We start from the raw sequence: 16,196 nt of genomic DNA, 5'->3' as shown, positions 1-16,196 counted from the left end.
CTTTTCATTTTCTCACTTAAATTTAATATATAAATTATAACGAATCACTACTTTTTTCTCTATACTCAAACACAATTACTTGGACTAATCCAACTTAATTTTTCGTAAGCTAAAAATAAGGGAATAGAATCGGAGTGTGATACTATGGAACGTTTATGGATCCCAATGATTGTAACATTTTTTTCGTTCGGTGGATTACTGTTAGGTGGTGCTGTTGGAGTAGCAACACGCCAACTCATTGAAGAAAAGATGCATCGTTTATACGCATTATGTGGTGGTATTTTATTCGGGTTATTATCACTTGAAATTATCCCTGAAACATTTTCAAGCTATGAAATAATTGGGCCTATACTTGGTATAGCCATCGGTATTTTAGTTATGAGCTTATTAGATAACTATTGTCATCATCCAATGATACATAAAAAAGATCAACAAGCATGGCAAACCTTCCTTTTTCTCTCTTTCGCTATATTTATTCATAATATACCTAGTGGATTTGCGTTAGGTACAGCTTTTATAAATCATAATGACTCTGCCATTCCCTTTTTAATAGCAATCGTCGTGCACCATATTCCAGAAGGATTAGCTTTAATTATTCCATTTCTTTTTACAAAGCATAAATATATTTCCTTTTTATTAACGACTTTATTACTTTCTCTTATTCTCGGTACTGGTACGGTTTTTGGAATTTTGATGGAAGGAAAAGCTCGTCACCTGCAAGGCCTCATTATGGGAAGTGCTATTGGTTCACTTGGATATGTCACAATTCATGAAATGCTTTGGAAAGCTAAGAAACAGCTCTCTTTCCTTACATTTCTAATGTGGGCAACTAGTGGTTTTCTCCTAATAATAGCGTTTACTCTACTAGCTGGACATCACTAAATTAAACAAAAAAGATAGCTGAAAACAATTTGTCTTCAGCTATCTTTTTTATTCTTTCTATCTCTCTATAGAAAGAATAATTCCAGCAATCATAGAACTAAGTCGCTCTAAAATATTCCCTAGAAAAAACGTGCATACACTTTGTTTCGAAATAACTGTAGCATTTCTTTCATACTTCGGGTCGTTTCTCTTAATAAAACATTATCATTTTAGTAATTTATTGGAAATAACATTATGTTTTTCGACCATTATCAATCTTTTCCTTCTTTATAAAAAACATAAAAAGAGCCCTATTTTCAAAACAAGGACTCTTTTCATAAACTATTTAGCTACCTCTTCTTTCGGCATTACCATCCCTTTATAAAGTTGAACAGTTATCCAGTAATAGATGAAATAAATGACTAAGAAGATTCCTATTGGCACCCACACTTTTACAAACGGATCAACTAATATAAAGCTGAATAAGTTAAGCCCCACTAAAACGTGAGAGATGCCAATGATTGCTGGGAAGATAAATAAATATGAAATTTCTTTATATATACTTTTCGTTAACATACTACGTCTTACGCCGATTTTTCGTAACATTTCATAACGGCGTACATCACGAGAAGCACCTGTTAATATTTTGAACATAAGGGAACTCGCCATCATTGCTAAAAAGGCAATTCCGAGGAAAAATCCCATAAACATTGTTCCGCTCATGAAGCTGTTCATAAACTGATAAATTGTCATTTTCGTAAATAAGTCTACCTTTGCACCTGTTGCTTTTTCAATTTGTTCTTTTTGTCTCTTGTCTATTTCGATCAATAACGGTTTATATTTTTTCATATCATCTACTTTTGCTAATGTTACAGTGTGTTCTGTTCCTTGAATCCCTTTATAATGCTCTTCGTCTGCAATTCTTACTGGTTTTCCGCTAAATTGATTATGCGTAATTTGTATCTCTCTTACAACTGCGTCTTCCCAATCCTTTGGCATTTGAGGGAATTTTGCTAATTCAGGAGCCTCTAAAGCTGAATATACAGGTTCAGTTAAAGGTTCAGTCACACGTTTACGAACAGGCTCTTTTAAAGTTTTTGTATCAAAATGGTCTGAAACAAGTGGTGGTTTCGCAGTTAAGTCGTTACGTAAATAATAAACCGCTTCTCCATCTACTTTATATTTGTAATTGCTCTCTTCAACAATTTCCATTTCTTTCAAGGCCGCTTTGTCTTGATCATTCGGATCATGAATTACAACATCATATACACGAGAAAAGTCTGTCATAATACCTACATTTTTTTGGAACGCCATACCTGCAGTCATCGCACCTGCTCCTAATGCAATTAACATCGCTACAGTACCTAATACTCTCGATAAACTATTTACTCGAAAGCGTAGCTGTGCATATGTAAAACTATTTAGACCAATTTCATTTCGTTTTTTATTCCCTTTAATTTTCATCACAAAAAATGGGAGTAATGAACTAAAGATAAAATATGTGCCAAGTGTTGTAACGATGGTTGCTATAATAAAACCTAATTCAGCATATATTTTTACATTGATCATAAAATAGTACCCTGTACTTACCAGTAATACACCAAGTACTGTCATTATAATAATGCGAGTTTTACTTTTCTTCACTTCATCTAGTGTTTCATCTTCACGAATTAACTCTAGTTCAGTTTTACGTAACAATCGGACGCTGTTCATTAAGCCAGTAATGAAAAATAGTATTAAGAAGAAAATAGCTGTAACTAAAATTGCTGGTGTGTATACAGATGCGTAACTACCTTTTGCTGAAATTTCCATTCCATTCATTAAAAAGTTTCCTGCTACACTTGCAAGTAACATCCCTACTACAATACCGATAATAATACTTACAATCCCCATACCGAATGTTTCAATAAATAATAACTGTGCTACTTTTTTCTTTTTCGCACCAAGCATCATGTACATACCGAGTTCTTTTCTTCTTAACGTGAGCAAGAAAGAGTTGGCATATATAATATAAAATACAGTAATGAAAGATAATAGTATTGCACCTACCCAAAAGACGAGTCTAATACTACTAATTAGGCTATTATCTTTCGTAAATTCACTATTCATCGCCATCGTTTGGAACATGTAGAAAATACTAATACTAATAACGAGACCAATAAGTAAAACCATATAATCTTTTAACATCTTTTTCATACTATGACGTGATAATTTAAATAACATAGTTTCGCCCCCTACTTAGACTCAGCAGCTGAGCCCATATGAGCGAGCACACCTAAAATGTCTTGATAGAAATTCTCTCGAGTGCCTTGACGATTTAATTCTTTATAAAGAAGACCATCTTGAATAAATAAAATACGCTCACAATAACTTGCACTAAATGCATCGTGTGTAACCATTAAAATACTTACATTGTGATTTTCATGTAAATCTTGCATCGCTTCTAATAAACTTTTTGCGTTTTTACTATCAAGCGCTCCTGTCGGTTCATCTGCTAATACAATTGCCGGATTATGTACTAAAGCTCTTGCCGCCGCTGTTCTTTGTTTTTGTCCTCCAGAAACAGCAGTCGGATATTTTGTTAAAATTTCAGTGATGCCTAATTTTTTTGCAACGTCATTTACCTTTCCAGTAATCTCACTGGACGGTACGCCTTGCAAAGAAAGTGGTAAAGCGATATTTTCATAAATTGATAAATTTTCTAGTAAGTTAAAATCTTGAAAGATAAAACCTAATTTTTGAGATCGAAAATCTGATAATGCATTACCTTTCATAGAAGTAATATTTGTTCCAGCTATCGTCACACTACCACCTGTCGCCTGGTCAAGTGTACTTATCACATTAAGTAAAGTCGTTTTTCCAGATCCAGAAGGCCCCATAATCCCGACAAATTCTCCTTCTTTAATACTTAACGATACGCCCCTTAATGCTTTTGACTGATTCTCATTTCTTTTCCCATACGTTTTTTCTACACTTTCTACAGTAACTACATTTGTTGACATCTCTTTCACTCCATCCCTTTTGTATAAAATCAATTTCTCACATATTTCTTATTATTTTGTCATGTGAATTCTTAAGAATTTTTTAATTATGCATTCAATAAGAGTTACATCCGTAACATGAACCTATTTCCTACTTCATATTCTCATTTTTCTACAACTCGTTCCCTCGATTTCGCTTACATTTACCTTACATTTTTGTAAGATAAAAAAGAAAACACACTAATTTTTATTAGTGTGTTTTCTTTACAATCAATATTCTCTATTCTTTATTTCCTCTTCAATCCTTGCCACAAATACATCTAGCGCAACAACTTCTGACTTCTCTTCCCCATATTTACGTACATTTACAGCTCCGCTTTCCATTTCCTTATCCCCAATAACAAGAAAATACGGTACTTTTTGCATTTGTGCTTCTCTTATTTTATATCCTAATTTTTCATCTCGTGCATCCTGTTCAACACGAACTCCAGCTTTTGCTAATTTATGTGCAACCTCACTGCAATATTGTTCATGTACTGCATTTGAAACCGGAACTACTTTCACTTGAACTGGTGCCACCCATGCCGGGAACGCACCTCCAAAGTGCTCAATTAATATTGCTAAGAAGCGATCTAATGACCCTAAAACTGCCCTGTGAATAACAACTGGTCTTTTCTTATCATTATTTTCATCTATATAATTTAAATCAAATTTCTCTGGCATTTGGAAATCAAGCTGGATTGTTCCGCACTGGTGACTTCTATTTAAAGCATCTTTAATATGAAAATCAATTTTCGGCCCGTAAAATGCACCGTCACCTTCATTTAGTCTATATTTATAATTTAGCGATTGTAATACATTTTCTAATGCTGCTTCTGCTTGCTCCCATAATTTATCATCACCCATTGAATCTTCTGGACGAGTAGAAAGCTCTACTTCATATTCGAATCCAAAAGTTTTATATACGTAATCAATTTGCGCCATTACGGATTTAATTTCATCTTCAATTTGTTTTGGAGTTACAAATAAATGTGCATCATCTTGGCAGAAAGTACGTACTCTTAATAATCCGTTTAACGCACCACTAAATTCATGACGATGTACTTGACCAAATTCACACATACGAATCGGTAATTCACGATAAGAATGCAATTTATTTTTAAACATAAGCATGTGCCCTGGGCAGTTCATCGGTTTTAATGCAAAACTTTTATTATCTACTTCAGAGAAATACATATTATCTTTATAATGTCCCCAGTGCCCTGATCTCTCCCATACTTCTTGGTTCATCATGAACGGAGTGCGTACTTCTTGATAATTGTACTCTTTTTGAATTTCTCTTAAAAATGCTTCCAATTCGTTTCGAATAATTTGTCCTTTCGGTAAATAAAACGGCATTCCCGGAGCCTCTTCAGAAAACATAAATAACTCAAGCTCACTTCCCAACTTACGATGATTTCTTTTTGCTGCTTCTTCAACGAAATGTAAATACTCTTCTAATTCTTTTTGAGAAGAGAATGCAACACCATATATACGCTGAAGCACTTGGTTATTACTATCACCTCGCCAATATGCACCGGAAACGTGAGTTAATTGAAATGCTTTCAAATAACCTGTAGATGGTAAATGTGGTCCTCTACATAAATCTACAAATTCACCTTGTTTATATAGTGTTACACTTTCTCCACTAGGAATTGCTTCTAAAATTTCTAATTTCAAACTATCATCTATTTCTTGAAACAGCTTAGCTGCTTCTTCTCGAGAAACCTCAACTCGTTCTATCTTTATATTTTCATTTATAATCTTTTTCATTTCTTTTTCGATTTTTCGTAAATCTTCTATGTTTACACTACTTGGAAGATCCATATCATAATAAAATCCATTTTCAATAACAGGCCCTACTCCAAGATTTATATCACCATACAATCTTTTTACAGCTTGCGCTAAAATATGTGCCGCAGAGTGTCTTGCAATTTCTACACCTTCATTTGAATCTATAGTAATGATTTCCACTTCCGCATTTTCTTCAATATTTCGGCGTAAATCATATAATCCATCATTTACTTTCCCCGCGACTGCTTTCTTTTTCAAACTACTGCTAATGGATCCAGCAATTTCTTCTAAAGTAACTCCATTTACAAATTCTTTCACGCTACCATCTGGAAATTTAATTTCAATCATTTGTTCTTTCATTTTTCATCTCTCCATTTCATAATAAAAAGCACACTCATCCCTAAAATAGGGACGAGCGTGCTTATACCCGTGGTTCCACCCAGATTCCCATTGTAAACATACAATGGCTTCTTTTACGGTAACGTCGTTTATACGGCACTAGATACTTAATTTCCCCAGTGCAGCTCTAAGGTGGTAAGTTATTTTTCTGCGTTAGGAAGTTCTCAGCTTTCCTTCCTTCTCTGTATAACCGGGTAAAATAACTCGTGTCCTTTTCTTCGCTTATTATGAAATTGAATGCAAAAAAGCATATTCATCCCTAAATATAGGGACGAATATGCTTATATCCGTGGTTCCACCCAGATTCCCATCACAAAAAACATAATGGCTTCTTTTGCGATAACGTCGCATACACGGCACTAGATACTTAATTTCCCTAGTGCAGCTCTAAGGTGGTAAGTTATTTTTCTGCGTTAGGAAGTTCTCAGCTTTCCTTCCTTCTCTGTATAACCGGGTAAAATAACTCGTGTCCTTTTCTTTGCTTTTTGTAAAACATCCATTTATTGTTATTTAATATATCTTATTCATTTTATTTTTGCAAGTGTTTAAAAAAATTATTTATTTAATTTAAAAAGTGAAACCAAATTTTTTTGGTTTCACTTCACAATTTTACCAATCTTGTGGTTCGTAATTTAAGTCTGCAAATAGACGTCTTTTCTCTTTCTTCGTTAAATCTCTCCACTGTCCAACTGGTAAATTATTCAATTCGATATTCATAATTCTCGTACGTTTTAACGTGTATACTTGATAACCTAAAGCTTCACACATACGGCGAATTTGGCGATTTAGCCCTTGGGTTAAAATAATTTGGAACTCATATTTTGATAGCTGTGTAATCTCACAAGGAAGCGTTTTTGTTCCTAAAATTTTAACACCCGCTGCCATTTTCTCTAAGAAATCAGGAGTAATTGGCTTATCTACTGAAACGATATATTCTTTCTCATGTTTGTTTTCAGCACGTAAAATTTCATTAACGATATCACCATCATTCGTTAACAAAATTAAACCGTCTGAGTCTTTATCAAGACGTCCAATGTGACTAATTCGTAAAGGATGGTTCACTAAATCGATAATGTTACCTTTTACAGCTTTTTCACTCGTACATGTAATACCTACTGGTTTATTTAAAGCGATATATACGTGATCTCGAGCAATTCGAAGCTGCTCTCCATTTACTCGTACATCATCACCTGGATTTACTTGGTCACCAATTTTTGCAACCTTACCGTTAATAATTACTCTTCTCTCATTAATTAGTTTATCCGCTCCACGTCGAGACGCTTTTCCAGCTTCACTAATAAATTTATTGATACGCAAATTAGGCACATCCTTTTCTAAAAAAATTTCAAGCTCACACTGCTTCTACCGTACAATACAAAAGGGTAAGCCTCCTATTATAACTTAAATATATTAACATGAAAGGGTATATAACGTCTTCTATTAATTACTTGTTTATAAGAAAATATCGTTATTATACAATCATTTATGCACTTTTTCAGCGTTTAATATACAAGCCATTCTTCCTTACATACAGCTTGTTTTCCTTTTATCTCTTCTATATCTTCATGAATATTAGCTAATTTATATAAATCTGGGAAAATCTCTTCCACATAATGTTGGTGCGCTATTTCATCTTTCCAATACGTTAACACTATGTAACGATTTTCATTTTTTAAAGACTTCCCAACTACTCCACCTAGCATTCCTTTTGCTTTTTCCATTCCTTTATTCCAAATTGTTTCTTGCTTATGTAAAAAATGCTTTTCCTTTTCCAACTTTACATCACATATAGCAACTCTTACGAATGCTCCCTCTATTACAATATCTTCCAAATGCATATCGGTTATATCATACAACGTTTGAAATAATTCAATTTCACATGAAAGAAACGTATCCTCTTGATTACTATTTAAATAAATTGTATCGTGAGAAGCATTCATAAATGATTGATATACACTTCTATCTTCCCATAAAGTAAATACACATGCCTCATCTTCATTCCATCCACCAAATTGTCCATGAAAACCATCTAGGTGCTGTATATCACGCCATTTTTCTTGCGCACTTGAAAATAATTCTTTTTTCTCTTCTTCCACTTTACAGTAGATTGTTTTTAGTAACATTTTTAATTCCCCCCTATGATCCGATCCATTTCCCACTCGCCATACTTTCTATTTTTCCATATACACAAACGTTAATTTTTTGTTATCAACTCCATTACTTACTAGAAATTTGATGCCCTCCGTAAATGTTGTAAGTTGATTACCGGAATACTTACCGGGTAAAAATACATCTAAAATATAAAAATTAAAATCTCTTGCTTTGCTTTCTTATCCCGCTTATAGTTTACATAACATAATTATATATTACTGATTATCTATATCATTCAATAAAACATCCTATTTTTTATACTTGGTAAACTATCCACTCATTTTCATAAGAAATACTATTTTATTCTATACGCATAATAATTTTAATTCCAACAATTCAGAATTAAAATCCAAAAAAGATAGGAAGTAAACAATCCTACATTATCATCTACTCCCTATCTCTTTTATCATCAATTATTTTTCAAATATAGAATACGTAATTTCTCCTGGATAATGTACTACCGTTACCTTCCGTTTTTCTTTTTTAAAACTAACAGTATGACCGTTTTCCCCTAAGTTCTCCCAGCCACTCGCCTTTGTAATTGGCATTACACTTATATATTTATAATCCTCTTCCTTTTCATCGTTAATATGGATTGCTGACATTGGTACTGGAAAATCTTCAATTTTAGATTCTTTGTCCAGATATATGAGTGCAAATAAGCCAACTAATATCATAGCCATTGAAATATTTGAAACTAGTTTTTTTCTATTCATTTTCACTGAAAACCCTCTTTTCTCACATATTACTTTCATCATTTTACTAATCTTAGTTATTTATGTATATAAAAAATATAATTAAAATTAATTCTAGACTATATTCTCTATCATTAATACTGTTATTGTTATATATTATAATTAATAGATTTTAAAATTTTGGAGGCGTTACTCATTGAGGAATTTTTTTTCAAAAAAATGGTCAGTTGTAATTTCTATTTTTATTATTGCCAGTACGATTTTCTACACAATGATAGATAAAAATCATAACAAAAAAGCCACGGTAGAAACAATTGATACAAAAACATTCAAAACTAACCTGCAACCTAAAATAGATGAGTTAACTACAAATTATAATGACATCATCGAGAAAGATTGGTTGCCTGCTTGGGAGGATATTAATATAAACGAAGATTCGGTTGACAGGACTAAACTATTAAGTACAATGATTTCTGTTTCAAAGCAATATGAAACAATCATAAAAGAAATTGACACCCTACAAATTGAAGAAAACATAGTAGAAGTACATATACAAAAGCAACTAACCTATTTCACAACTGAATTTAAAACCGCATCTAACTTCATGAAAAATGCAGCAGATTTGATTATAACTGGAGCCAATAGCTCTACTCCAGCTAATGAAATAATTGAAAATGCTAAACACTCTTTAGAACTTGCCGATCAACTTATTGTCATCGCTTTATCCACCTTAGCTGAAGTTGAGGATAAATTAGGACTTTTGAAAAAATAGCATTCTTTACTATTTTAAAATAAAAAAATGATTGCATTTCATTAATTGTATAACTATAATGTTTTTATTGATTCTATACACATTCAATGCGTATAAGTTATTAATTTTATAATTCGGATGAACCATTCAGGAGAAGGTCTATTGATCTACCGACGGGGCAAAAAGTTGTAAAACCAACTTTGAAACTCTCAGGTCTTGGTTACAAGTAGAACTGCATGGGGACGAATCTCTGGAGAGACTCCCTTTCGCTTTATATAGCGCAGAGGAAAACGAGCACCGAAGGAGCAAATCCGCTACTATAGCGGATAATCTCTCAGGTAAAAGGACAGAGACAAGCGAAAGAAAATGCCGATTTGTATCGGTTTATTTTTCTATCCCTTGTTTCTCCAGAGACCATTTCATTTACTTGAAGTGGTTTTTATTTTTTTCTAAAAAAGGAGAATACAGATGGAGACAGTAAGTAAAGTGTTAGAACAAATCAATCACTATGTGTGGGGACTACCAACGTTGTTGTTACTCGTTGGTACTGGTATCATTCTCACAGTGCGTTTAAAAGGTTTACAGTTTAGTAAACTATTATACGCTCACAAACTAGCTTTTAAAAAATCAGAAGATACATCTTCTTCTGGAGATATTAGCCACTTCCAAGCGCTTATGACAGCTATGGCGGCAACGATTGGTATGGGAAATATCGCTGGTGTTGCAACAGCTGTGACAATTGGTGGTCCCGGTGCAATCTTTTGGATGTGGATTACTGCTTTGTTCGGGATGGCAACAAAGTATGCCGAAGCAATTCTTGCGGTGAAATACCGTGTTAGTAATGAAAATGGCGAATATTCGGGTGGACCAATGTACTATTTAGAACGTGGTTTAGGAAAGAAATGGCTTGCTGTTTTATTCGCCATATTCGGTACAACTGCTTCTTTCGGTATCGGTAATATGGTGCAATCTAACTCAGTTGCAGAGGCAATGCGAATTAATTTCTCTTTCCCCCCTGCTCTAACTGGTATATTGATGTCGTTTTTAATCGCTATTGTTATTTTAGGCGGAGTTAAAAAAATCGGGAAAGTGACAGGATATATCGTTCCTATTAAAGCTTTCTTTTATATCATTGCTGGCCTTATTATTATTTTCTATCACTACGATCAAATTCCAGAAGCATTTTCACTTATTTTTTCTGGTGCATTTACTGGTACTGCAGCTGCTGGTGGTTTTATCGGAGCAACAGTTGCATCAGCTATTCAAATCGGAATGGCGCGCGGTGTATTTGCGAACGAGGCTGGTTTAGGGAGTGCCCCTATTGCCGCGGCGGCTGCAAAAACAGATTCACCTGCAAAGCAAGCATTAGTTTCTATGACCGGTACTTTTCTAGATACGTTTATTGTATGTACAATTACAGGACTTGTATTAATTACAACAGGTGCATGGAAATCAGGTAAAACTGGCGTTGAAGCTACAACACTTGCATTCCAATCTGTATTCGGTACTGCTGGTAGTATGATTCTCGGTATCGCAATTATTTTATTTGCCTACTCTACTATTTTAGGCTGGTCGTATTATGGAGAAAAATGTGTAGCTTATTTATTCGGAGAAAGTGCTGTTAAATATTATAAAGCAATCTTTATCATCATGATTGCTATTGGTGCGAATTTAAAATTAGGCATCGTATGGACATTTGCGGATATTGCAAATGGACTTATGGCAATTCCAAACTTAATTGGTCTAATTGGATTAAGTAGTATTGTTGTCGCTGAAACGAATCGCTTTTTACAAGCAGAGAAATTAAAAGAAAGTCATAAAAAACAGGCAAGTTAATCAATAATAAAGGAATGACTCATACATAATGAGCATTCCTTTTTTTGTTTTCTTACTCAGTAAATATCATTAAAAATATATTTATATCAATCTTTCCCTTTTTTATTCCACTAAAAGTTTTTCACATAAATGACATAAATCGTATGGTCTAACTATATAGTTGAAAAGGAATGCGACATTAAAGCGTCGCTGAAAAACTTATCCAAGAAAAGGGAGGAAAAATATTTTGAAAAACAAAATCATTGTTTTCCTATCTGTTTTATCATTTATTATTGGTGGTTTCTTCATTAACACGAATACTTCAAGCGCTGAAACATCATCTACTGATTACGTTCCTAACCAATTAATCGTTAAGTTCAAGCAAAATGCATCTTTAAGTAACGTGCAATCTTTTCATAAATCTGTCGGAGCTAATGTCTTATCTAAAGATGATAAGTTAGGTTTTGAAGTCGTTCAATTTTCGAAAGGTACTGTAAAAGAAAAAATAAAGAGTTATAAAAATAATCCAGATGTAGAATATGCAGAACCGAATTATTACATTCACGCCTTTTGGACTCCGAACGACCCATATTTTAAAAATCAATATGGATTGCAAAAGATTCAAGCTCCACAAGCTTGGGATAGCCAACGAAGTGATCCTGGTGTAAAAGTAGCTATTATTGATACAGGAGTTCAAGGCTCACACCCTGATTTGGCTTCGAAAGTAATTTACGGGCATGATTATGTTGATAACGACAATACATCTGATGATGGTAATGGTCATGGTACACATTGCGCTGGAATTACTGGAGCCCTTACGAATAACAGTGTCGGAATTGCTGGTGTTGCCCCACAAACTTCAATTTATGCTGTCCGCGTATTAGATAATCAAGGAAGTGGTACACTTGATGCTGTAGCGCAAGGTATTCGAGAAGCTGCTGATTCGGGGGCAAAAGTAATTAGTTTAAGTTTAGGAGCTCCAAATGGTGGTACTGCATTACAACAAGCCGTTCAATATGCATGGAATAAAGGCTCTGTTATAGTTGCAGCTGCTGGAAATGCTGGAAATACAAAAGCTAATTACCCTGCTTATTACAGCGAAGTAATTGCAGTTGCTTCTACAGATCAAGCAGATAAGAAATCTTCATTTTCTACTTATGGTAGCTGGGTAGATGTTGCAGCACCAGGTTCAAATATATACTCCACTTATAAAGGAAGCTCGTATCAATCATTAAGTGGTACTTCTATGGCAACACCTCATGTTGCAGGAGTCGCTGCTCTTTTAGCAAATCAAGGATATAGCAATACACAAATTCGCCAAATTATTGAGTCAACTTCTGATAAAATTAGTGGTACAGGTACGTACTGGAAAAATGGTAGAGTCAATGCATTTAAGGCTGTACAATACGCTAAGCAATTACAAGAAAATAAAGCTTCTTAAGAAAACTTTAATCAGTCGATCTACCATGAATGCGGAATAAAATAGAAGGAGAGACTTCTATAATTAAAGCCTCTCCTTCTTACAAACTATATTACTCTCCCTGCTTTTTAACCATATGTAAATACAGTACAAAATCCATCATTGTCGACGAATGACCAAGTTGACGAATCATCGCTGTTATATTTCCTCTATGATATGTACCATGATTTACGACATGTTGTACTAACTCTAAAATTGAAGTTTCTAATGCCCCTGCATATGGGTTCTCAATAACAAATACAGCATTCACGTCTTGTATTGTAATTAAAAAGTCTTTATATTGATTTGCCATGTTTTCAAACATTTTTTCTAATTCATGTAACGATTTAGTTTCAATTTGTTTTCGTAAATCTTCTCGGTCTTGTATTGCTTCATTCATACTTTTACCATGCAATATGTGTAACCACACTTGATCTGTAATATAAATATGCACAAAAGTATCCTTAATGGATGGGAATACACTCTGTATCTGCTCATTAAAAATTGTCTCATAGTTTGGTAACTCTTTTAATCGATTGAATAATCTAGTATTAGCCCAAGCATGGTAATCACACTGTTTTAATATATAATCTTTCAATTTATATTACCTCCTTATTGTATGAAACGAATGGTTTGTTTCTTCATTTCCGATTCTCTATCAGCCTTTGCAATCCCTTTTCCTTTCATTTCATGTTTATTTATCGTTTTATATTTTACATACGTATGAAATTCCGTTTGAAATGGAAATGGTGTAATCCGAATTGTTTCCTCGTCCACCCATTCAGCTTGAATAAGTTTCTCCTCCTTACTATTAAACATTTCTGTTCCTTCAAAACCATCTTTAAATAAATCAATTTCATCTTTCTTTTTTACACCAGGCTTATTCATACATACGTATAAAGAAAGTTCATCACAAAACTTTAATAATCTATAATATTTATCAAACATCGCAAACTGTTCCTTTGTTAACGTTTTCAAAATTCTTTTTTGTCGTTCTAATTCATGTTTATAAAATGACATCATCTCTTCATCTTCCTCGTTTAGTGGAAATGATAAAAAATGTTTACTGCAAAGCAATGCCCCGTATGGATTAGAATTTTCAATTTCATTCAAACCAATCGTATAAAAAACAAAACGTAATGGGCTTGGACAATCCATAAATGTATATGGAATATTTTTAGCATCATTCAAAATTGGTACTTTATCAAGCTCTATCCATCCTCTGTCATGCTCATATATTGCATCAACTGTTTCTTTTAAATATGTTTTACCTTCAAAAAAGTCCTCTTTTATATGCTTTGCAATCTCTCCAGCTAAAAAACCATGATCATGTTGACGAATTAATATACTTTCCTTCTCATTTTTTTCACGAAAAATCATTCCTATACTCCCCCTCATCCTCAAACTTAAGCTTTTTATATGCATCGATTCTTAATTAATCCCTAAATAATAGAAGGGATTCAGTCTCTTGCAACGAAATTAACATAATTATATAGTATTCTTTCTAATCATAGTGATAGCTTTATCTTTACTATCTATTATACTAAAACATTCATTCCAAAAATTTTTTTATGAGGTGAAAACATGAACAAAACAGAATTAATTAAAAACGTAGCACAATCAGCTGATATTTCTCAAAAGGACGCTTCTGCAGCTGTACAATCCGTATTTGACACAATTGCTAATGCATTACAATCTGGCGATAAAGTTCAATTAATCGGATTTGGAACTTTTGAAGTGCGCGAAAGATCTGCTCGTACAGGACGTAATCCGCAAACTGGCGAAGAAATTCAAATCGCAGCTGGTAAAGTTCCTGCATTTAAAGCAGGTAAAGAATTAAAAGAAGCTGTTAAATAAACAAGAAACCAGCCATTTTATAGGCTGGTTTCTTGTTTTTATTTAAGCAATTGCTTTATATTCTCTGCATGGTACACTTCACAAATATAAAATACACATTTGCAGTTACTTACAATTTGATACTTTCTAGTTGGATACACATTCGCTGTAACAGAACATCCATCAAACAATTCGATAATATTTCCAGATGGCTGATATCCTTCATATAATACGTTTCTTCTTACTTCCATCTTTTCTATAAGCTTTTCAACAGGAATATTTCCACTCTCTAATTCACTCTTTATTGCGTCCGGTAAAAACGAAGTGTCTGCAAAAATTAGATTTTCAGATAAAACCTTACCTTTATAACTAACATTAGATACACGGTAAAGAAATGTTCCATCTTTATCAAAGAAATTCTTTGCTTCTTTCGGAATGTACTGTCTACCAAGTGCCTCTTGTTCAAGAACATCAAACTGAACTGTATCATTTAAAAGCTTTTCTAAAGCGTGAATGGATGATGTATCTCCAGAAAATAAAATATTTTTAATTGCTTGTATATTATAAGTGAATTCATTCTTTCTATTTTCCGCCACTAACATGAGGAACACCTCTTCTATAATTTTTTATTTAAGATTTAAAAGTGCTACCGCGTCTAATTGCGTAATTTCAGTCACTTCCTTACTGAATATTGCAACAGAAGCCATATAATCTAAACTAGGCCTTACATCTTCCATCATTGTATTATTTGCCAACTCTTGCTTATCCTTAAAAACTAACAATCTTGGAGGATTATTTGGAGCTGATACTGTAATATGTACTGGTGGAATCATTAGTCCTTCACCTGTCGCTTTCAACACCGCTTCTTTTCGAGTCCAATATGTTAAAAAACCTTCTATTTTCTGTTCATTTGGCAGTTTCATAACTTGTGCTATTTCAATGTCTGTTAATACACCTTCTGCCATTTTCATAACATCTACATTTGGATTCATTTGTTCTACATCTATGCCAACAGGTGCAGATTTTGTAAATGCAACGACAACCCACTCACCTGAATGCGAAACAGATAATTGCGGCATACCTTCTGGTAATTGTGGTCTTCCATGCTGCAATTTACATACGGAACACATTCGATCAATTGGTACTTGGACTGGTGACATAGAAAGTATCTTGCCGAGAACTAATCTACTAATTACGCAACCTATTATAAAACGAGCTCGATCTGCCGAATGATGATACGAATTTGCTTTCTCTCGCTCTATATTATTTAGTAAATTGTAATGCCATGATTGTAAATCTGAAATTCTTGCCCACCATATTTGACAATCATTCTCATTCAAAGTTGGAATAGAATCTACAACTTTACTTTCTATCATGTAAACTCTCCTTTATTCAACGAATATCAATTTTCATAA

Annotated in this window: 15 protein-coding genes, 1 pseudogene, 1 riboswitch and 2 other annotated features; of the genes and pseudogenes, 5 read left to right on the top strand and 11 right to left on the bottom strand. The window is 33.6% G+C overall.

All coding sequences use genetic code 11. The features are described 5' to 3' along the window. Positions 1-144: 144 nt before the first annotated feature. Positions 145-882 (top strand): ZIP family metal transporter, encoded by a 738-nt coding sequence (locus tag CN409_RS06875; protein ID WP_000440613.1) that lies wholly within the window; start codon positions 145-147, stop codon positions 880-882. Positions 883-954: 72 nt separating this feature from the next. On the opposite strand, the pseudogene CN409_RS06870 reads toward CN409_RS06875, so the two are convergent. From CN409_RS06870 to CN409_RS06840, 7 genes and pseudogenes are all read right to left on the bottom strand, one after another. Further along, a pseudogene (locus CN409_RS06870) lies at positions 955-1,055 on the bottom strand (MFS transporter); the annotation flags it as partial. A 148-nt stretch (positions 1,056-1,203) separates the two neighbouring features. Continuing rightward, positions 1,204-3,084, bottom strand: coding sequence for an FtsX-like permease family protein (locus CN409_RS06865; protein WP_000897903.1), 1,881 nt, complete (start codon positions 3,082-3,084; stop codon positions 1,204-1,206). Positions 3,085-3,095: 11 nt separating this feature from the next. Then, positions 3,096-3,863 (bottom strand): ABC transporter ATP-binding protein, encoded by a 768-nt coding sequence (locus CN409_RS06860; RefSeq protein WP_000106426.1) that lies wholly within the window; start codon positions 3,861-3,863, stop codon positions 3,096-3,098. Between the two features lie 249 nt (positions 3,864-4,112). Then, complete coding sequence (thrS, locus tag CN409_RS06855; RefSeq protein ID WP_000663089.1) at positions 4,113-6,035, bottom strand: threonine--tRNA ligase; 1,923 nt, start codon at positions 6,033-6,035, stop codon at positions 4,113-4,115. A gap of 44 nt (positions 6,036-6,079) precedes the next feature. Continuing rightward, positions 6,080-6,302 (bottom strand) — a binding site (T-box leader). 36 nt (positions 6,303-6,338) lie between these two features. Continuing rightward, positions 6,339-6,562: a binding site (T-box leader), on the bottom strand. Positions 6,563-6,683: 121 nt separating this feature from the next. Further along, a complete protein-coding gene (rluF, locus tag CN409_RS06850) occupies positions 6,684-7,391 on the bottom strand; it encodes a 23S rRNA pseudouridine(2604) synthase RluF (protein ID WP_001222160.1) in 708 nt (235 codons plus the stop codon). A gap of 185 nt (positions 7,392-7,576) precedes the next feature. Then, complete coding sequence (locus CN409_RS06845; protein WP_000925175.1) at positions 7,577-8,197, bottom strand: YdbC family protein; 621 nt, start codon at positions 8,195-8,197, stop codon at positions 7,577-7,579. A gap of 441 nt (positions 8,198-8,638) precedes the next feature. Continuing rightward, a complete protein-coding gene (locus CN409_RS06840) occupies positions 8,639-8,983 on the bottom strand; it encodes a hypothetical protein (RefSeq protein ID WP_044783011.1) in 345 nt (114 codons plus the stop codon). A gap of 133 nt (positions 8,984-9,116) precedes the next feature. Here CN409_RS06840 and CN409_RS06835 point away from each other — a divergent pair, with 133 nt between their 5' ends. The 3 genes from CN409_RS06835 (at position 9,117) to CN409_RS06825 (ending at position 12,927) form a co-directional block, all read left to right on the top strand. Then, the gene (locus CN409_RS06835; protein ID WP_001243468.1) at positions 9,117-9,692 is read left to right on the top strand and encodes a hypothetical protein; all 576 of its coding nucleotides are present in this window, start codon (positions 9,117-9,119) and stop codon (positions 9,690-9,692) included. Positions 9,693-9,911: 219 nt separating this feature from the next. After that, positions 9,912-10,031: riboswitch (glycine riboswitch) on the top strand. Between the two features lie 108 nt (positions 10,032-10,139). Continuing rightward, on the top strand, positions 10,140-11,507 hold the full coding sequence (locus CN409_RS06830) for an alanine/glycine:cation symporter family protein (protein WP_000451017.1): 1,368 nt from the start codon (positions 10,140-10,142) through the stop codon (positions 11,505-11,507). 226 nt (positions 11,508-11,733) lie between these two features. Continuing rightward, positions 11,734-12,927, top strand: coding sequence for a S8 family peptidase (locus CN409_RS06825; protein ID WP_097980871.1), 1,194 nt, complete (start codon positions 11,734-11,736; stop codon positions 12,925-12,927). Positions 12,928-13,018: 91 nt separating this feature from the next. On the opposite strand, the gene CN409_RS06820 is transcribed toward CN409_RS06825, so the two are convergent. Further along, positions 13,019-13,543 carry a DinB family protein gene (locus CN409_RS06820; RefSeq protein WP_000656265.1) on the bottom strand — a complete coding sequence of 175 codons (525 nt, stop codon included), beginning with the start codon at positions 13,541-13,543 and terminating at the stop codon, positions 13,019-13,021. Between the two features lie 14 nt (positions 13,544-13,557). After that, a complete protein-coding gene (locus tag CN409_RS06815; protein ID WP_000577287.1) occupies positions 13,558-14,325 on the bottom strand; it encodes a DUF3891 family protein in 768 nt (255 codons plus the stop codon). Between the two features lie 204 nt (positions 14,326-14,529). On the opposite strand from CN409_RS06815, the gene CN409_RS06810 reads away from it, so the two are divergent. Continuing rightward, positions 14,530-14,802: an HU family DNA-binding protein gene (locus tag CN409_RS06810; protein ID WP_001043905.1), complete on the top strand. Its 273-nt coding sequence runs from the start codon at positions 14,530-14,532 to the stop codon at positions 14,800-14,802. Positions 14,803-14,840: 38 nt separating this feature from the next. Here the strand turns inward: CN409_RS06810 and CN409_RS06805 are convergent, their stop codons facing one another. Both CN409_RS06805 and sfp read right to left on the bottom strand, forming a co-directional pair. Beyond that, the gene (locus CN409_RS06805) at positions 14,841-15,383 is read right to left on the bottom strand and encodes a hypothetical protein (protein ID WP_000959120.1); all 543 of its coding nucleotides are present in this window, start codon (positions 15,381-15,383) and stop codon (positions 14,841-14,843) included. A gap of 24 nt (positions 15,384-15,407) precedes the next feature. Continuing rightward, positions 15,408-16,157 (bottom strand): 4'-phosphopantetheinyl transferase Sfp, encoded by a 750-nt coding sequence (gene sfp, locus CN409_RS06800; protein ID WP_000573014.1) that lies wholly within the window; start codon positions 16,155-16,157, stop codon positions 15,408-15,410. Positions 16,158-16,196: the final 39 nt, after the last annotated feature.

The sequence above is a fragment of the Bacillus sp. AFS012607 genome (genome assembly GCF_002558005.1).
Classification (GTDB): domain Bacteria; phylum Bacillota; class Bacilli; order Bacillales; family Bacillaceae_G; genus Bacillus_A; species Bacillus_A thuringiensis_S.
This window is presented reverse-complemented; position numbering and strand designations above follow the sequence as displayed.